This window comes from Sorangium sp. So ce385, assembly GCF_051474135.1.
Classification (GTDB): Bacteria; Myxococcota_A; Polyangia; order Polyangiales; family Polyangiaceae; genus Sorangium; species Sorangium cellulosum_D.
Genome location: NZ_CP150337.1, coordinates 6,677,067 through 6,695,986 on the forward strand (window position 1 = coordinate 6,677,067; position 18,920 = coordinate 6,695,986).

An 18,920-nucleotide genomic window follows, 5' to 3' on the forward strand; every position below is an offset into this window, starting at 1 on the left:
GATCCGTGTCGTTCGTCACGGCGCTCCACGCGCGCAGGCACCTGCCCCCTGCGCGCCCTCCGGGCCCGCCTCGGCGGGCTCCGGAGGCGCGCTCACCGCCCCCCTTCTCCCCACCCCCTCGATCCTCGCGGCGAGCGCCGCGGGCGAGAGCGCTCGATCCAGGAGATCGGATCCGCAGGGCTCGCGGATGCATCGGCGGGCGCGGCCGTCCTGGCGAGCGGCGGCGCCGTGCGCGCTCGTGTATCATCGCCCCGGCATGTGGTCGGAGCCGTCGCATCCGAGGCGAATCGGGCGGTATCTGCTCTACAGCCCGATTGCGTCCGGCGGGATGGCGTCCGTGCACCTCGGCCGGCTCGTCGGCGAGGCGGGGTTCGCGCGCACCGTGGCCATCAAGCGGCTGCACCCCCAGCTCGCCGCGGCGCCCGAGATCGCCGAGAGCCTGCGCGACGAGGCCCGCATCGTCGCGCGCATCCAGCACCCCAACGTGGTCGCCACGATCGACCTCCTCATCGCCGAGGACGAGGCGTTCCTGGTCATGGACTACGTGCGGGGCGAGTCGCTGGCGCGCCTGCTCCGGGCGGCGCGCGACCGCGGCGCGCCGGCGCCGATCCCCGTCGTCGCGAGCATCGCGTGCGGCGCGCTCCACGGGCTGCACGCGGCCCACGAGGCGCGCAGCGAGTCCGGCGAGCCGCTCGGCATCGTGCACCGGGACGTCTCGCCCGAGAACGTGCTCGTCGGCGTCGACGGGACGGCGCGGCTGCTCGACTTCGGCATCGCCAAGGCGCGCGGGCGGCTCAGCACCACCCGCGGCGGGCAGATCAAAGGCAAGCTGGCTTACATGTCGCCCGAACAGATCCTCTGCGGCGAGGTGACGCGGAGGACCGACGTGTTCGCGGCGGGCGTGGTCCTCTGGGAGGCGCTCGCGGGCCAGCGGCTGTTCGACGGGGGCGACGAGGCCGCGATCCTCGGGGCCGTGCTCGAGCGGCCGATCCCGCCCCCGAGCTCGCTCGCGGCGCACGTGCCGCCGGCCCTCGACGCGATCGTCCTCCGGGCGCTCGAGCGGAACGCCGAGGGCCGCTACCCGACCGCCCGCGAGCTCGCGATCGCCGTCGAGGACGCGGTCCCGCTCGCGTCGCCGCGCGCGGTGGGCGAGTGGGTGGAAGAGCTCGCCGGCGACGCGCTCGCGCGGCGGGCGGCCCGCGTCGCGGAGATCGAGGGCGCCTCGGCGGCAGCCCCCGGCAGCGCGGCGGTGGCCGGCGCCGGGACGCCAGCGCGCGGCGGGTCGAGCGAGCCCGGCAGCGAGCGCGGGCGCGACCTCCAGAGCGGGCGCGACCTCCAGAGCGGGCGCGACCTCCAGAGCGGGCGCGACGAACGCGGGTCGACGGGCCCGCGCGCAGGCGGGCTGGCCGAGACCGCGCCCGCGATCCCGACCAGCGCCCTCGATGCGGTCGCGCTCGCGGCGGCGCCCCCGCCCGGGTCCGCCACGTCCAGCGGGCTCTCCGTGGCGCTCTCCCCGGGAGACGGCGCGCCGCGCGACGTTCGGCCTGCCGCGACGTCGAGCCGCGCGCGGCCGGTCCTCGCGCTGCTGGGCGCGGTGCTCCTCGGCAGCGCCGCGGCGCTCGCCGTCCAGTGGGCGCGCCGCGGCACGCCCGGGCCGGAGAACGCAGCGAGCGCGGCCCACACGCCCGCGGAGCAGCCCGCCGGCGCCGGAGCGTCGGGCGCGCCACCGGCTTCGATCCAGCCGGCGCCCGGCCCGCCGGACGTCACGAGCGCCACGCCCGCCGCTCCCCTCCCGCCGCCGGCGCCGAGCCCGGGCAGCGCGGCGACCACGCCGCCGGCGCCGAGCCCGAGCAGCGCGGCGAGCACGCCGCCGGCGTCGGGTGCCGCCGCGACCGCGTCCGCCCGCAAGCCGGCGCGCACCGCCGCGGGCGCGCGCGCCCCTGCGCCCGCGCCGCGGCCGGCCGGCGCCGACGCCCAGCGCTGCTCTCCGCCCTACACCGTGGACAAGGCCGGCATACGCCGGCTCAAGCCCGAGTGCATGTGACCCGATGAACGCCCCCTCTCCCGCCCGCGCGCGACCCGCGCGCCCGCTCGCCCTCTCCGTCGCCGTCGCCGCGGCGCTCGCCCTCACCGGCGCCCGCGCCCACGCCCAGCCTCACAAGAGGGCGTGCGCCGCCGCCTACGAGCGCGCGCAGGGCCTCCGCCGCGACGGCAAGCTCCTCGCCGCGCGGGAGGCGCTCATCGCCTGCTCGCAGCCCACCTGCCCGGCGGCCGCCGTGGCCGACTGCGGGCCATGGCTCGCCGAGGTCGAGAAGAGCCTGCCCACCGTGGTCATCGCCGCGAGGGACGCGCACGGGCGGGAGCGGCTCGACGTGCGCGTGCTCGTGGACGGGCGCCCCCTCGCCGCGGCGCTCGACGGCAAGGCGCTGCCGGTCGATCCCGGCCCGCACACCTTCCGGTACGAGCCCGCGTCGGGGCCCGCCGTCGAGGAGCGCGTGCTGATCCGCGAGGGCGAGAAGAACCGCCCCATCACCGTGACCCTGGGCGCCTCCTCGGCCGGCGCGCCGGCCTCTCCGCCGCCGCCGGCCGCGCCGACGCCCGCCTCGACCGCCGCGCCGGCGCCCGCCTCGACCGCCGCGCCGGCGCCCGCCTCGACCGCCGCGCCGGCGCCCGCCTCGACCGCCGCGCCGACGCCCGCCTCGACCGCCGCGCCCCCCGCCCCGCGGGCGCCGACGTCCGCGCCGCCATCCGCACCAGCCGCGCCGCCCGCGCCGGCGGCCTCGCCGGCCACCCCGTCCGGGGAGCCCGCCGTCCCCGGGCTCGTGTGGGCTTCCGGCGCCCTCGGCGCCGCGGGGCTCGCCGTGTTCGCCGTCGCCGGCGCGCTCTCGCTGAGCGCCGAGGCCGACCTGCGCGCCACGTGCGCCCCCCGCTGCCCCGGCGACGACGTGCGCGCCATCCGCGTCCAGCACGCGGTCGCCGACGTGGGCCTCGGCGTGGGCGTCCTCGCCCTCGGCGCCGCGACGTGGCTCTACCTGACGCGGCCGGCCGCGGCGAGGCCGCCGAACGCCGGCGTCGCCGCGCCCGGACCGGCGCTGCGGCCGTTCGTCGCCGGCGCCGCCGCGGGCGTCGAGGGGGCCTTCTGATGCGCCTCCGGCCGGCCCACGCCGCCGCGGCCGCCCTCGCGGCCGCCCTCGCCTCGGCGTGCACGCTCGTGCGCCCGCTGCACGGCCTCACCTGCGAGCCGGGCGCCGCGAACGCCTCGTGCCTGTACGGCCAGCCCTGCGAGGCCGACGCCGACTGCGCGACGGCCTCGTGCGTCACCGACGTCTGCCAGTGTCCCGTCGGCATGGTGACGATCGAGAGCTCGTTCTGCATCGACCAGACCGAGGTATCGAACGCCGCCTACCGCGCCTTCCTCGCCACGCAGCCGGACGTCGCCGCGCAGGAGCCGTTCTGCCTGTTCAACGACAGCTTCGCGTTCGACACCGGGCCCGGCGCGCCCGACGTGTGCCAGACCCGCAGCGAGGACGACCGGCACCCCGCCACCTGCGTCGACTGGTGCGACGCCCGCGCTTACTGCAAGAGCCTGGGCAAGCGCCTCTGCGGCGAGCTCCACGGCGGTCCGCTGCCGTACGGCGGCGACACGGCGCAGGGCGAGTGGTTCGAGGCGTGCAGCCACGGAGGCACGCTCCCTCACGCGACCGGTGACTTCGACACCGAGCATTGCAACGGCGACGGGGTGACGACGGTGCCGGTCGGCGATGACGACAGCATGGCGTGCGAGGGCGGCTATTTCGGCCTGCAGCACATGAGCGGCAACGTCCGCGAGTGGGAAGACGCGTGCTCGGACGACACCGGCCCGGGCGACCTCTGCAGGACGCGAGGCGGGGCGTTCGACAGCGGGGGCTCGCTCGACGAGCTCCGGTGCGACGCGCGCGACGTGCGGGAGCGCGCCGACACGGATCACACGATCGGGTTCCGCTGCTGCAGCGGGTAGCAGCGCGCGTGAGGAGCCCCGCCAGGGATCGCTGACCCGGCGGAACGGATTCAGGCAGCGACGGAGCGCGCTGGCTGCGACCCGCGCGCCGATCGCCTCGAGCGGGCGCGCATCGGGGGGCTGAAGGACACCTGCGAGCGCAACCCCGCCGAGGAGCGCCCTTCCGACGGGGCGCCTCGGGCCGGCAGCGGCGCGGCCGCCGGGGAGCGATGAACGAGACGGCTCGCGATGTCAGCCGCGGCGGGCGGCGCGCATAAACCTCTCTCGACAACGGTGAGGCGTTCGCGGCGATCCCGCCCGGCGCAGGCCGACGGGCAAGGCTCGGAACAGCCTTGCTCGAGGCCAGCCACGTCGGGCTCACGCCGCCCGCGAGCTCCCTCATCCAGCGCGGAGCCGCCGCGCTCGGCGCTCAGCGTGTCCGAGCGCTCGCCGGTCCGCGCGACTCAATCCGACATTTCACGCAGCCCCCAGAACGAAGGAACACATTCAATGAAACACAGGTTCGCATCGCTCGTCATGCGCCACGCTGTCACCTCCATCGCCGCGGTCTCCGCCGCCCTCGCCGGCTGCGGACCAAGCGAGTTGGGGGACGAAGCGGCCGCGAACGAGGAGCCGATCGCGTCGACCCATGACGCGCTCCAGCTGGTCGGCACCCCCTGGCCCGGCGGCTGGGTGCCGGTGTGTTATCGCATCGACGACGTCGTAACCAACGCCGAGCGGGAGCGGCGCTTCAAGTACTTCGCTCGGGCCCGCGACGCGGTCGACAACTCGTGGCAGCGGGCGGCAGACATCAAGCTCGAAGACTGGGGCCCCTGCGGCTCGAACACGAACGGCTATCTCGTCGTCCACCTCACCGCGGGAGGCGGCAGCCGCAGCGGGGCGGGCTATCCGGGGCCGAGCGGCGCGCAGCACATGACGCTCGACACGACCGACGGCCGCGTCGAGGTCGTCGCCATGCACGAGTTCGGGCACGCGCTCGGGTTCTCGCACGAGTTCGACCGCGACGACTGGACGGGGCAATGCATGAAATGCACGTCCGATGCCCAGTGCGCGAGCGGAGACGGCAAGGTCTGCCTGCCGAGCGGCTACTGCGGCGTCGCCCACACCGGCGCCAGCAAAGCGACGCCGGTGGCCGACACCGACTCGATCATGGCGGCCACGTATTGCAGCAATCTGGCCGACACGAATCGGACGCTGTCTCCCTGGGACGTCATCGGCGCGCAGAACGTCTATGGGCGCAAGCACGGCGGCTCGATCGTGGGGCTCGGAGGCCGCTGCCTGAACATCGACGGTGGCACGACGGAGTGGGGCAAGAACATCCTCGCGTGGCAGTGCATGAACGCACCCAACGACACATGGTCGAAGCTGCCGCACTCCTCCGGCGGGAACCACCTCCGGGCGACGATCGACGGAGAGATGCTCGCCATGAACGTCGGCGGCGGCGTGGTCTCGCCGACGTCTGGAACGCCGCTCATCTCGTGGGGCCTGATCGATGGCGCGCCCAACGAGCTGTTCTCGTTCGAAGGCATGCGCCTGCGGGCCATGGGCAACATGTGCGTCGTCGCCACGGGCACGACAGCCGGCGCGATGCTCGAGGTGCGCCGCTGCGGCGAGGTGCCGTCGACGCGCGAGCGCTGGACGGCGACGGCGACGAGCCGGCTGCAGTTGACCGGCACCAACCTCTGCGTCGACGTGCCGCCCGGCACCCCGGCCCTCGGCACGCGGCCGACGCTGAAGCCGTGCATCAACACCGCATCGTACCAGTCGTTGAGCTTCCTCGCCGGCGAGATCAAGGCCACGTTCGCCGTCGACCGCTGCCTCAACGTATCCGGCGGCATGCCCGTACCGGGCTCCCCCATCGTCTTGTGGGACGGCTGCGGCCAGGGCCTCTACAACGAGTACTTCTACTTGAACGGTCCTATCAAGTCGCTCGGGCAGTGCGTCGATATCTTCGGCGGCGCTTCGTATCCCGGCGCGCAGGTCGGCATGTACCCGTGCTGGCTAGACGCGGCCAACCAGGAGTGGGACTTCCACTGGCGCTGAGGGGCAACGCTCCCGCGCTCACCGTCGGATGTTGTACTTGTCCAGCTTGTAGAGCAGCGCGCGCCGGGAGATGCCGAGCCGCTTCGCCGCGCGCGTCTGGTTGTTCCCCTCGGCGGCGAGCGCGTCCTCGATGCTCTTCTTCTCCAGCTCGGCGAGGCGCGCCGGCATCGGCGCGTCCTCCGCCGGGGCGCTCGCCGGCCCCCCCACGCTCGCCGGCCCCCCCACGCTCGCCGGCGCCCCCACGCTCGCCGGCGGCGCGTCGGCGCCGGCCACGGTGGCCGGCAGGTGCTCGACCTCGATGACGCCGCCCTCGGCCAGCACCACGGCGTGCTCGACCGCGTTGCGCAGCTCGCGCAGGTTGCCGGGCCACGCGTGCGCCTCGAGCAGCCGCATCGCGGCGGGCGCGAACCGCGGCGCCGGCTCCCCCATGCGCTCGGCGACCTGCTGCGCGAAGCGGTGCGCGAGCAGCGCGATCTCGGCGCGCCGCTCGCGGAGCGGCGGGACGCGGAGGACGAACGTGCTGATGCGGTAGTAGAGATCCTGCCGGAACCGCCCGGCCGCCACCTCGGCCGGGAGATCCCGGTGCGTGGCGCACACGACGCGCACGTCGAGCTCGATCTCCTGCGTGCCGCCGATGCGGGCCATGCGCCGGCTCTCGAGGACGCGCAGCAGCTTGGCCTGCATGGCGAGGGGCAGCTCGCCGACCTCGTCGAGCAGCAGCGTACCGCCCTGCGCCGCCTCGAAATAGCCGATCTTGCGGCGATCCGCCCCGGTGAACGCCGCCTTCTCGTGGCCAAAGAGCTCGCTCTCGAGCAGCGTCTCGGGCAGCGCCGCGCAGCTGAGCCGCACGAACGGGCCGCCGGCGCGCGGGCTCGCGCGGTGGATCTGCTCGGAGACGACCTCCTTCCCGGCGCCCGTCTCGCCGAGGACGAGCACCGTCGTCTGGGCGCGCGCGAGGCGCTGCACCACCTGGAAGACCTTCACCATCGCCTCGTCCGCGACGACGAAGCCGGCGCCGGACAGCGCGTCCGCCGCCCCGGCCAGCGCGGCCTCCGCCGGCGCGGGCGGTGCGAGCAGCGCTGGCGCGGCGATCGCGACGACGATCTCGGCCGGGCCGACGCGGATCACATCGCCGCCGGCGAGGAGCCGCTCACCCCCGCGCACGGCGGCGCCGTTCACCGACGTGCCGTTGCGGCTCCCGAGATCGACGAGCTCGAGGGCGTCGCCCCGCCGCGCGATGCGCGCGTGGTTGCGCGAGACGCGGGGATCGTCCACGCAGACCGTCGACTCCGGCGCGCGCCCGATCGCGACCGCGTCGCCGTCGGTCAGGTCGATCACCTGCGCCGCGCCGTCGCCGGTGCGCACGATGAGCGACGCCTGCCCCCGCGGCGTCCGGCCCCCGGCACCCTCCGCGGCCTCGAGCTCGGTCGCGATCTCGGCCGCGAGGGGCGGCGGCGCCTCGCCGGATGGAGGAGCCGGCTGTCGACGAGGGTCTCGCTCCGCCATGCCGTCCGAAGGATGCGCACGTGTACGAAGCTTGCGCAACCCTCAGCGACGGCGCCGCGCGGCGCGGGCGCGAGATCGCGGGAGAGACGCGGGCCGCGCGCTGGCCCCCGCCTTGCAATGCCGCTCCGGCGCGCACGGAGACGACGCGGGAGCCGCCGTCGCCGGGAGCCATCGCGGGGACCGGTGCGTCGCGAGACGCCCTGCGCCGACGTGCGCCGAGCTTCACGAGCCCACGAACCAGGAGAGAACCCATGACTTATTCCAGCCGTCCGGCGTCCGCCCTCGCGATCCGCAGCGCGCTTTGCCGCGCCCACGCCGTCGTGTGCGTCACCGCCGCGCTCGCCGCCGCCGGGTGCGGCGCGGATCCAGCCGTCGACGCGGAGGTCGCCTCGGGGGCGAGCGGCGACGCGGTGAGCGGGGCCTTCACGATGGCGTGCTCGAAGCTGACGGTGAGCCGCGGCAGGATCGGCGCCGGGCAGACGGCGGCCGGGCTCGCGACGGCCGATCTCACGGGCGAGCAGGACGTGTGGAGCAAGTACGTCGAGTTCGCGCCGAGGACGAGCGCGACGTGCGAGTACGCGCTCCCCGCGGGCACGTCGGCGGCGCAGCTCTCGTCGCTCGCGCTGGGCGTCAACTACCGCGGCCCGGCGAAGTCGGCCATGCGCTGGACCTTCGAGGCCTGGGACGCGGCCGCCGGCGCCTGGGTCCCGATCGGCGACAACGCGTTCGCGGACGACTGGTCGTGGACGAGCGCGAGCCTGAGCCTGCCGGCGCCTCATGCGAGGTTCGTGTCGGGCGGGGCGCTCAAGATCCGGTATGCGACGGCCAGCTCCGCCGACAGCTCCCAGCTCGATCAGCTCGTCCTCACGGGCGCGACCGCCAGCGGCTCGACCGGCAGCGGCGGTGCGACCAGCAGCGGCTCGGGCGGCTCCGGCGGCAGCGGCGGCTCCGGCGGCTCCGGCGGCAGCGGCGGCTCCGGCGGCTCCGGCGGCAGCGGCGGCTCCGGCGGCTCCGGCGGCAGCGGCGGCTCCGGCGGCAGCGGCGGCAGCGGCGGCTCTGGTGGCTCCGGCGGCGGCGGCGTCTGGGTGCCCGCCCCGGGGACGACATGGCAATGGCAGCTCACGGGCACCATCGACACCAGCCTGAACGTCGCCATGTACGATATCGACCTCTTCGAGGCCCCGCAGGCGACCATCGACGCCCTGCGCGCGGCCGGGAAAAAGGTGATCTGCTACTTCAGCGCGGGGAGCTCCGAGGACTGGCGCAGCGACGCGTCGAGGTTCCCCGCCGCGGCGCTCGGCAACCCGCTCGACGGGTGGCCCGGCGAGCGGTGGCTCGACACCCGCAGCGCCGGCGTGCGCGACGTCATGAAGGCCCGGCTGGACCTGGCGGTGCAGAAGCGATGCGACGGCGTGGAGCCCGACAACGTCGACGGCTACACCAACGGCTCCGGCTTCCCGCTCACCGCGGCGACGCAGCTCGACTACAACCGCTTCCTGGCCGCCGAGGCGCACGCGCGCGGGCTGTCCATCGGCCTGAAGAACGACCTCGATCAGGTGAGGGACCTCGTCGGGCACTTCGACTGGGCGCTCAACGAGGAGTGCCACGCCTACGACGAGTGCGAGATGCTCACGCCGTTCATCCGCGCCGGCAAGGCGGTCTTCCACGCGGAGTACGTCGCCGCGTCGCAGGCGAACGCCGTCTGCGCCGACACGAAGCCGCTCGGGCTCTCGACGCTGATCAAGCGGCTCGATCTCGACGCCTGGCGCGTCGCCTGCCCCTGACCCGCGCGCGAGCGCTGGCCGCCCACCGGCGGCCAGCGCCATCGCCCGTCAGCCGCTCACTCCCCCCTCACCTCCAGCACCTGCGCTCCGGAGAAGCTCTGCTGCTCCGGCTGGTAATACGGGTGCACCTCGGCGCCGCCGTCCTCCGCCCGGACGGGCATGGTCGCCTGCAGCCGATAATCGAAGCTCGCCGCGCCGCCCGCGGGGATCTCCTTCACGTACAGGATCAGCTGCTTGCCCGTGATCTCGAACCTCGAGAGCTGGCCCGCCGCGATGTACCGCTGGAGATCCTCGGTCAGGACCTGGAAGCCCGGCGGGAGCCCGACCGTCACGAGGATCATGCTCTGCGCCGAGCTCGTCGTGTTCCGGACGTCCACCGACGCGGTCACGATGTCGTTCACGTACAGCGCGGTCTTGTCGTAGCTCACGCTGACCGAGAGCGGCCCTCCCCCGTCGTTCGGGACCGCGCTCCAGGGCAGGTGGTGGCGGCTCACCAGGTTGTAGCTGAGCTTCCCCTCCCCCTCGAACGCGAGCGTGACCTCGTGCGCGCCGGTGGTCGCGAGGTGCGTGAGGTCGACCGTGGTCATGACGTCGGCCTGGTCCTCGCGCAGGGCGACCGTGCCCGCCGCCTCGCCGTCGACCGCGACGGTCAGCGACCCCACGGCGCCCTCGCTCCCCTTGCTCGCGGCGAGGAGCAGCGTCCGCAGGCTCCAGATCGTCGCCTGGGTGGAGCCGAAGTTGCCGTTCGCGTCCTTCGACTCGGTCAGGAACTTCACGCCGCCGTCGGCGCTCGACCGGTGCGCGTCCGCGGAGAGCAGCGCGTGCGCCGCGAGCGCGGTGGTCGTCACCTTGGCGTCGTCCCCGACCTCGTAGAACGAGGTCTGCGTGCCGCCGTCGTCCCAGAAGATCGCGCCCCCCTCGGCCGTCTTGCGCTCGTCGAGGGCGTCGAGCACCCGGTCGGTCAGCGCGCCGGAGGGGGCGGCCACGGCGAGCGCGTTGGCCGCGATCGCGAGCGTGTACAGGTCGTCGGTCGCCGGCTGCAGCGACCTGCCCAGGTAGTCGAGCCCCCGCGCGATCTCGGGCCCCTCGTACCCCGCGCTCGCGAGCGCCCAGAGCACGAAGGCGCTGTTGCGGAGCGTGCCCGTGTGGAAGCTGAAGAACTCGGTCTGATCGCCCTCCCACGTGCCGTCCGTCTTCTGCTGGCCGGCGAGCCAGGCCACGGTGCGGGCGAGCATCGCCTCGTCCACGGCGTGCACCTTGATCATGTCGGCGAACTCCATGACGCCGAACGCGGTGACCGACAGGTACGGGTGCCCGTCCTGCTCGCCGAACCACGAGAACCCGCCGCCGGCGTGCTCGAAGGTGAGCAGGCGCTGGTAGCCCGCCGAGATCAGCGACTCGGCCTTCATCTGGATCTCCGGGGTGATCTGGCCCGTCTGCTTCATGTACTGCGTCACGAGCACGTTGGGCCAGGTGGTCGAGGTGGTCTGCTCGAAGCAGCCCGACGGCACCTGGAGCATGCTGTCCATGCCGCTCACGACCTGCGACAGGAACGCGGGGTAGATCTCGAGATAGAGCTGGTTCGAGCCGACGACCGCGCCCTCGGGGAACGACAGCGCGTGGGTGACGCTGCCCGTCTCGACCATCCCGGACTTGCTCTCGGCGAACGGCTTGCCGTCCGGGACCACGCGCACGGTGCGCGCCACGGCGTCGGCGCCCTCGGTGCCCCGCGCCGTGACCGTGAGCGCGTTGACGCCCACCGTGTCCACGCGGACGGGGAACCGGACGCCGCGCACCTCGCCCGGCGCGAGCGACACCTGCGCGGTCGTCGCGCCGAGCGCGGTGTACCAGCTCCCCGGCTGGAGGCTCAGATCGACCGTCTGCGGCGTTTCCAGGTAGTTGTAGACGGCGATCGGGAACTCGACCTCATCGCCGCGCGTGAGCGTGGCCGGGAAGCTCACGTCGACGAAGAAGTCCTGGAACACCTTGAAGCCGCTCTGCACGCCGCCGAGCTTGCCGTCGGCCGAGTTCGCGAGCGCGGACAGCCGCCACTCGGTGATGCTGTCCGCGAGCGGGATGCTCAGGGTCGCCGTGCCGTCGGAGTTCGTGATCACGCTCGGGTTGACATACAGCGTCTCCGGGAACTCGCGCCGGACGCGCGGCCCGCTCTCGCCGCCGCCACCGGGGTCCCCGACGACGCCGCCGCCGCCCGCCCCGGCGCTGGCGCCCCCGTTGGCCCAGTCGCCGTCGCCTTCGGCGGCCTCGGGCCAGTTCGGCGCGGGCACGTCCACCCCGAGATCGGCGAACTCGAACGCGATCGCCGCGTCGTCCGCGCTCTGCGCGACCTCGTCGGGCCCCGACGAGAGCACCGTGAGCCCGCTCCAGGTGGAGCTCACCCGGTACGCGTTGCCCCACACGTCGAAGGCGCGGAGGCGCTCGGCCATCCGGCCCGCGAACAGCGCGGCGACCTCGCCCTGCCCGTCGCAGTAGTACTGCGTGGGATCGCAGCCGAGCGCGCGGACGTCCTCCACGGCGGCCGCCGCGGCCTCGGCGAGCACGGGCCGGAGCGCGCCCCGCTGGCGTTCGTAGAACGGCTCGAGCTCGGTCTTCACCTTCGCCAGCACCGCCGGCCAGGTGCGCGCCTGGAGGCCGGTCACCGACGTGCCGGCGAGCGCGGCGAGCGACGCCTGGGTCGTGCGCTGCGCGGCCTCGGCCTGCTCGGGGTCCTCGCTCGCGGTCGCGCTGAACAGGAGGTTCTGGAGGTTCGCCGAGGGGCCGCGGATCTGATAGCTCGGCTTCGCGAACTCGTCCTCCAGCTCGAAATAGGTGCGGAGCAGCCCGGGCTGCGCGTCGACCAGCGCGAAGACGGCCTGATCGACCACCTGCACGCCGACCGCCGCGACCTTCGGGTTGCCGGCGTCGTCCTTGACCGAGAGCCGCAGCGTCGCCGTCTCTCCCGGCGCATACAGGGGCTTGTCGGCGTCGACCTCGATGTTCAGCGCCGAGTCGCCCCGCGCGAAGACCGTGCGGCCCGAGCGCACCAGGTTGCCGTCGTCGTCGACCAGGTACGCCTCGACGCGGTTGTTGCCGAGCAGGCCGGCGTCGACCGGCATGCTGAAGTGGGCGCGCCCGCCCTCGAGCTCGAGAGAGCGCATGTCGACCGCCTGGCCGTCGTTCAGCCAGTCGACATAGACGCTCCCGGTCTCCTCGCTCGACTCGATGGCGACCTCGATCGTCTCGCCGGCCTCGTACACGGCGCGATCGGTGCGCACGATCAGGTGCTCGCCGCCCGCCTGGGCCGCGAACGAGAACTTCTGCTGCACCGCCTTCTCACCGACCGTCGCTCGGACCGAGAACTCGCCGTCCGCCGCGCCCGGCGGCGGGGTGAAGCTCACCGCGGCCTGGCCGAAGGCGTCGGTGCGCGCGGTGAGCTGCGCGCCGTCCGGCGCCGTGATGACCGCATCGATCTCGGGGATGGGCTCGCCGAGCGGATCGGTGACGAAGAGCAGCAGGGTGTTCGGCACCCCCGGGACGAGCTCGCGCGCCTCGGGCACGAGCACGAGGGAGGCCACGTCCGCGGCGACCTTCACCGGGATCGCCTTGGTGACCTCCTGCCCCGCCGTGTCGGCGACGGTGATCGTGAGCGTCACCGCCGCGTCGCCCTGCTCCAGCGGCAGGCCCGCGAGGTGCTGCGGCAGCGTCAGGCTGAACCCGTAATGCCCCTTGGCATCGAGCGTGCCCATGATGCGCTGGAACGTCGTCTGGCCGACGTCCAGCGACGCCGCCTCGATGGTCACGCTGCCGCCGGCGACGTCCTTGCCGAAGAAGTAGCGCGCGTCGATGGTGCCGGTCAGCGTGTCGCCCGCGCTGTACCACGGCCGGTCGGTCTTCACGGCGACCTCGAACTTCGGCAGCGCGTACTGCCCCACGGTGACGGTCTTCTCCGTCGTGGTCTCGCCGCTCACGAGGCGCACCTTGAACTCGCCGACGTTCACGATGGAGCCGATCTGGAACGTGGTGGCGGCCACGCCGAAGGCGTCGGTCTCGATCGGCTTCTTGAAGATCTTGTTGCCCTTGCCGTCCTCCACCTCGAACGTGACCGGCGCGCGGGCGAGCGGCGCGTTGTTCCCCCGCTCGAGCGCGAGCGCGCGGAGGTGGATCGTCTGGCCGGGCTTGTAGAGCGGCTTGTCGGTGGTGAGGAGCAGCTTCGGGCCGGGGCCCTCGACGGTGACCTGCTCGTCGACGACCGCGCTCACGCCGAAGCCGAGCGCCCGCGCGGCGACGGGGAGATCGCCGATCTCGCCGGGCTCCACCTCGAACACCGCGGCGCCCAGCGCGTCGGTCGTCCCGCGGAGCTCCCGCGCCGCGGCCCCCTCGCCCACGGCGAGCTCGACCTCCACGCTCGGCACGGGCTGGTGGCTGAAGGCGTCCGTCGCGCGCACGCGGTAGCTCGCCGCGCGCCCGCGCACCACGCGCGCCGGCCCCTCGAGCTGCACGTCGTAGGGCGGGATGACGCGCAGCAGGCTCCGCGTCACGAGCAGCCCCTCCTCCGACCCGTCGTCGATGCGGACGAGGTAGCGCGCGAGCCCCGGCTGGTCGCTCACGGCGGGCGCCCGCAGGCGCGCCTCGGCGGTCGCCGCGGCCGAGCTCGAGATGTCCACGTCCACCTCGGTCGAGCCTTGCTCCTTGTCGGCGCCGAGATCGACGAGCGTCACGCGCAGGTGGCCGCGCGTCGCCCCGGCGGTCAGGTTGCGCACCGGGATCTGGAGGCGCAGGTCGCCCTCCTCGATCACGCCCCGCAGCTTCGCCTCGTCGACCTCGATCGTCGCGTTCCGCGGCTGATCGGGGCGGCCGAAGGGCGGCGCTGCCTCTTCATCGGAGGAGCAAGCCGCCCCCGAGCCGGCGCCCGCCAGCGTCAGCGCCAGCGCGGCCAGCAGGTGGGGTGAGCTCCAGCGTCGGCGAAATGCATCGAAGCGTGCGCGCATGAATCCAGTCCTCCCGAACGGCGCTGGCACACCCCAGCGGCCGGCGCGTAGGTTGCATGGGATGTACCAGGTTATCGAAGCAGCAATTTCGCGGGAATAGACGCGGGTCGTCCCGGGAGCTGTGCCACCTTGTGCCCCGGATCCGGCTCCCGGGAGGCCTCCGGCGCTGCTCTCGGGGGGCGGCGCCCCGCGTTCGCGGGAGCGACGGCGGCGCGTCGCGGCCGCACGGGGCGCTGGTCGCAAGGCGCGGCCGCCGCGAAGCGCCTCGCGCGTCATCGATGATGGCGGCGCGGCAGCAGCCGATGGCCGTGCACAGAACAGCTGGTCTCTGGCCACATCGCCTATCGAGATCGCGTGTTCGCATTCACCCCTATCCATGACGACACGCGAGCCCGACCCATGGGATGGGGTCGCCCGCTCAGCGATGCGCGACATCGGCGCGGCGATGCGCGAGGTAGCCGGCGCGCGCCGGCGATGCTCCGGCGCCGGGGCGGACGCTCGCCGGCGCTCCCCTGGACATCGGCGTCCGAGCGTCCAAGGCTCCCGTTCGAGCAAGAGGCGCTTCGCTCAGGAGGAACCATGCAGATCGACTTCGATATGCCCGTGATCGCGGGAGGCGGCCTCGACGCGGGCGTGCTCGACCGGGTCCTGGTCGACCGGGAACGGGGCGTGTTGACCCATGTGGTGCTCCGTTCGCCGCTCTCGAGCGAAGAGCTCCTGGTCTCGATGGATCTCGTGCAGGGCACGGCGGGGGGCCAGCTCCGCCTGCGGCCGGGGCGAGACGAGCTCCTCTCGCTGCCTCGGTACTACGAGGGGCGGACGACCGCGCAGCCGGCGGGCCGGGTCGACACCTCGCTCGTCCCGCAGCCGCCCGAGCAGAGGCAGGCGCTGGACGAGGCGCTGGGGGTCACCGACGATACGGTCGAGCTCGGCCCCGAGACGCGGGTGATGACCGCCGATGAGGCCGAGGTGCAGCTCGTGGGCATCGGCGCGAACGACCCCGGCAATGACATCTCGCGGCTCCGCGTGCGCGGCCCGGCGGGCGCCGAGGCCGACTTCCCCGCGTCGTGGATCGACGTGATGCGCGAGGACGTGGTGGCGCTGACGGTGACCCGGGACGACGTCCTGCGGTCGCGCCCCGCGCCCAGGCGCCGCGACGGGAACCTCGCGGACCTCGAGGGGCTCTCGGGCATGGGCGGCCTCGACGGAGACACGCCCGAGGAGGTGTTCGGCGCGGATTTCGTCGATGAGCTGCGCGACAAGGGCGGAATGGTCCTCAACGTCCCCGGCGCGAGCGGCCCCGGCGAGGCCGAAGGCCGCCGCGCCGCCGAGCCCGTCGACGCGGGGGCGGCCGCGGGCGCGGAGCGGCAGCGCCCCTCCCGCTGAGCGCGCGCGCCGGGCCGCTCACCGGCGCTCCGCTCGACCGGAGCTCCGGTCTCGGCGCGCCCTCTTCCTGGACCTCGCGCGCTCGTGGAGGACGCCCGCGCTCGCGCGATCAGGGCCATCAGGGCCAGGAGCGCGGCGCGGGACTCCATGCCAGGGAGCATCCGAGTCGAGCTCGCGCGGCGAGAGCGAGGTGACCGCCGGAAACTTGACATCGATGCTGGCGCGTGCTCGTCTCCGCCCCCCGATGGATCCACACGACAAGCCGCCGAGCCGGGACACGGGCGCGGCCAGGGTTCTCGATCCGAGCGAGGTGGCCGAGACGTTCCGTCGCGAGATCCGTGCGGAGCTCGCCGCCCTGCCTGAGCCGCTGTTCCTGGTCGGTGTGCTCGCGGCGGATCACGGGCCCTCGTACACGTATGCCGAGTACACGCGCAAGGCGTGCGAGGACGTGGGGGTGCGCTTCGAGATCCGCCACGCCACGCGGCTGAGCGCGGAGTCCGCCATCCGCTCGGCGAACGAGGACGCGGGCGTGCACGGGATCATGGTCTATTACCCGATCTTCGGCACGGAGCAGGACGTCTATCTCCGGGACAGCGTCGATCCGTCCAAGGACATCGAGGGGCTCCACACGTACTGGGCACGTTGCCTGTACGGCAACCAGCGTTTCCTGGATGAGGCGAAGACGAAGAAGGCGATCCTGCCCTGCACGCCGCTGGCCATCCTCAAGCTCGTCGAGGCGGCCGGCTTCTTCGGTCAGGGCGAGCGGCCGCTCGAGGGCAGGAGCGTGTGCATCTTCAACCGCAGCGAGGTCGTCGGGAGGCCGCTCGCCAGCATGATGGCGCACGACGGAGCGCACGTGACCTCGTTCGACATCGACGGTCCCCTGCTCTTCGTCCCGAGCTCGTCCGGCGGCACGCACGAGGTGCACGAGACGACGGTGGACCGGGCAAGCGCGCTGCGGCAGGCGGACATCGTGGTGACCGGCGTGCCGTCGCGGAGCTTCCCCCACGTGCAGGCCTCCGAGATCCGCGAGGGCAGCCTCTGCATCAATTTCTCCACGCTCAAGAACTTCAGCGACGATATCCAGGCCAAGGCGAGCGTGTTCGTGCCGCGCGTCGGCCCCATGACCGTGACGATGGCGATCCGCAACAGCCTGCGGCTCTACAAGAACACCCACCCGACCGGGTGAGCGCGGCGCGCGACGCCGACCTCGCGCGCGCTCGCCGGCGTCAGCCCCCGGTCCACGCCGGCGCGTGCTCGCGCGCCCAGGCCTCGAAGGTCCGCGGCTTCCGCCCCGTCACGCGCTCGACGGTGTCGGTCTGCATGGCGCCCTTGCCCGCGCGGATGCGCTCGATGAGCTCGCCGACGGCCATGGCGAGCGACGCGGGGGCCCCGGCCTCGATCATCCTCCGCCGGGCGGCCTCGACCGGGACGTCCACCCGCCGGAGCGGCGTGCCGAGGACGCGCGCGAGGATCTCCACCTGATCCGGCGTGCTGAGGAGCTCGGGGCCCGTCACCTCCAGCGCCTGTCCCACGAGCTCTTCCGTGGTCATCGCGCGCGCGGCGACCGCGGCGATGTCGCGCGGCGCGATGGGCGCGGTCTTGCCGTCCCCGTGCGGGTTGTAGACCACGCGCTCGGCCCGGATGGACCGGGCCCATTGAAAGGTGTTCGACATGAACGTGCCGGGGCGGACGAAGGTCCAGCGGAGCCCGGACGACCTGACGAAGTGCTCCCGCTCGGCGTGGCGGCGGGCGAGCTCGACCTCCGGCGCGCCGGCGCTGATGCTCGACAGGAGGACGACGCGGGGCGCGCCGCTCGCCTGCGCCGCCGCGACGAAGCCTCGGACGTGATCGATGCCGTCGGCCTCCGCGACCGGCAGCAGGAACGCCGCCCTCACGCCCTGGAGCGCCGGCGCGATCGTGTCCTGTCGCGCGAGGTCGCCGACGGCCTTGTCGACCCTGGCCCCCCAGTGGGCCACTTTGCGCTCGTCGCGCGTGAAGACCCGGACCTTCTCGCCCGCGGCGAGGAGCTCCTCGACGAGCTCCTTGCCGACGTTCCCGGTGGCACCCGTGACCAAGTACATGCGTGTCTCCTTCCGGGTGCGCTCCTCGGATCGAGCCGTGAATCGCGGCGAAGCCGTCGCATCGCGCGCTCGACCGGGCCGAGCCACCCGTTCTGGAGCGAACCTACGACTGTTCCATGGGCTTGATTAGTATGGACGTGTAGGAAAAATCGTTCCATACACGGGACAATCGATGCTGCCCGACCTCAACGAGATCGCTGTCTTCACCCGGGTGGTCCAGGCGGGCAGCTTCACGCGGGCCGCGCGCGAGCTCGGGATGCCGAAGTCCACGGTGAGCCGGAAGGTGTCCGAGCTCGAGGCGCGGCTCGGCGCGCAGCTGCTGCGGCGGACCACGCGCAAGCTCAGCCTGACGGACGTCGGCGCGGCGTACTACGAGCGCTGCGCGCGCATCGTGGCCGATCTCGACGAGGCGGATCGGACGGTGACGCAGATGCAGGACGGGCCGCGCGGGCTCCTGCGGATCACGGCGCCGCTGCACTTCGGGTGGATCGGCGGCGTGGTGGCCGAGTACCTGCGCGATCACCCCGAGGCGAGCGTCGAGGTGGTCTGCACCGATCGCGTGGTCGATCTCGTCGCCGAGGGGTTCGACGTGGCGCTGCGGTTCGGCGCGCCCAGCGACACCTCGCTCGTCGCGCGCCGCCTCGGGGCGCTCCCGCGCTACCTCGTGGCGGCGCCCGCGTACCTCGCGCGGCGCGGCGCCCCGCGCGCGCCGGCGGACCTCGCGGGGCACGACGTCCTCGTGTCCGCGGGGGCGCGCGCGGGGGAGCCGCCCGGCGCGCGGTGGGTGCTCCACCGCGGCGCGCGGCGCGAGGAGGTGCGCGTGACGCCGCGGGCGACGGCGAACAACCTCGAGGTGCTGCACCGGGTCGTGCTCGCGGGCGTGGGCATCGGGGTGCTGCCGGCGATGCGGTGCGAGCTGGACGTGCGCGAGGGGCGCCTCTCGCGCGTGCTCGACGCGTGGAGCCCGGCCGACGTGCCGCTCCACGTCGTCTATCCCGGCACGCGGCACCTGTCGCCCAAGGTCAGGGTGTTCGTCGACCTCGTGCGCGAACGGCTGGGTCCCGCGCTGCGCGGCCGGCGGGCGGGAGCGGCGGGCGCCGGTCCAAGCAGCGCGTGAGGAGCCCCCGGGCGGAGA

General features: G+C 74.0%; 11 protein-coding genes. 8 read left to right on the forward strand and 3 right to left on the reverse strand.

Annotated elements, in window-relative coordinates:
- The first annotated feature begins 256 nt into the window (after positions 1 to 256).
- From WME83_RS24385 to WME83_RS24400, 4 genes are all read left to right on the forward strand, one after another.
- Complete coding sequence (locus tag WME83_RS24385; RefSeq protein ID WP_437321675.1) at positions 257 to 2,044, forward strand: serine/threonine-protein kinase; 1,788 nt, start codon at positions 257 to 259, stop codon at positions 2,042 to 2,044.
- Between the two features lie 4 nt (positions 2,045 to 2,048).
- Positions 2,049 to 3,143: a hypothetical protein gene (locus WME83_RS24390; protein ID WP_437321676.1), complete on the forward strand. Its 1,095-nt coding sequence runs from the start codon at positions 2,049 to 2,051 to the stop codon at positions 3,141 to 3,143.
- Entirely contained in the window at positions 3,143 to 3,997 is an 855-nt protein-coding gene (locus tag WME83_RS24395) for a formylglycine-generating enzyme family protein (RefSeq protein WP_437321677.1), read from the forward strand. The genes WME83_RS24390 and WME83_RS24395 overlap by 1 nt, the downstream gene beginning before the upstream one ends.
- A 489-nt stretch (positions 3,998 to 4,486) precedes the next feature.
- On the forward strand, positions 4,487 to 6,040 hold the full coding sequence (locus WME83_RS24400; RefSeq protein WP_437321678.1) for a M12 family metallopeptidase: 1,554 nt from the start codon (positions 4,487 to 4,489) through the stop codon (positions 6,038 to 6,040).
- Between the two features lie 18 nt (positions 6,041 to 6,058).
- Here WME83_RS24400 and WME83_RS24405 read toward each other — a convergent pair whose 3' ends face one another.
- Positions 6,059 to 7,546, reverse strand: coding sequence for a sigma 54-interacting transcriptional regulator (locus tag WME83_RS24405; protein WP_437321679.1), 1,488 nt, complete (start codon positions 7,544 to 7,546; stop codon positions 6,059 to 6,061).
- 251 nt (positions 7,547 to 7,797) lie between these two features.
- Here WME83_RS24405 and WME83_RS24410 point away from each other — a divergent pair, with 251 nt between their 5' ends.
- Positions 7,798 to 9,330, forward strand: a complete 1,533-nt coding sequence (locus tag WME83_RS24410; protein WP_437321680.1) for an endo alpha-1,4 polygalactosaminidase — start codon at positions 7,798 to 7,800, stop codon at positions 9,328 to 9,330.
- A gap of 56 nt (positions 9,331 to 9,386) precedes the next feature.
- Here WME83_RS24410 and WME83_RS24415 read toward each other — a convergent pair whose 3' ends face one another.
- Positions 9,387 to 14,315 carry an MG2 domain-containing protein gene (locus WME83_RS24415; protein WP_437321681.1) on the reverse strand — a complete coding sequence of 1,643 codons (4,929 nt, stop codon included), beginning with the start codon at positions 14,313 to 14,315 and terminating at the stop codon, positions 9,387 to 9,389.
- Between the two features lie 579 nt (positions 14,316 to 14,894).
- Here WME83_RS24415 and WME83_RS24420 point away from each other — a divergent pair.
- Both WME83_RS24420 and WME83_RS24425 read left to right on the forward strand, forming a co-directional pair.
- Entirely contained in the window at positions 14,895 to 15,701 is an 807-nt protein-coding gene (locus WME83_RS24420; RefSeq protein WP_437321682.1) for a hypothetical protein, read from the forward strand.
- A gap of 244 nt (positions 15,702 to 15,945) precedes the next feature.
- On the forward strand, positions 15,946 to 16,890 hold the full coding sequence (locus tag WME83_RS24425; RefSeq protein ID WP_437321683.1) for a bifunctional methylenetetrahydrofolate dehydrogenase/methenyltetrahydrofolate cyclohydrolase: 945 nt from the start codon (positions 15,946 to 15,948) through the stop codon (positions 16,888 to 16,890).
- Positions 16,891 to 16,930: 40 nt separating this feature from the next.
- Here the strand turns inward: WME83_RS24425 and WME83_RS24430 are convergent, their stop codons facing one another.
- Positions 16,931 to 17,785: an NAD(P)H-binding protein gene (locus WME83_RS24430; RefSeq protein ID WP_437321684.1), complete on the reverse strand. Its 855-nt coding sequence runs from the start codon at positions 17,783 to 17,785 to the stop codon at positions 16,931 to 16,933.
- 172 nt (positions 17,786 to 17,957) lie between these two features.
- On the opposite strand from WME83_RS24430, the gene WME83_RS24435 reads away from it, so the two are divergent.
- Positions 17,958 to 18,902, forward strand: a complete 945-nt coding sequence (locus tag WME83_RS24435; protein ID WP_437321685.1) for a LysR family transcriptional regulator — start codon at positions 17,958 to 17,960, stop codon at positions 18,900 to 18,902.
- Positions 18,903 to 18,920 lie beyond the last annotated feature (18 nt).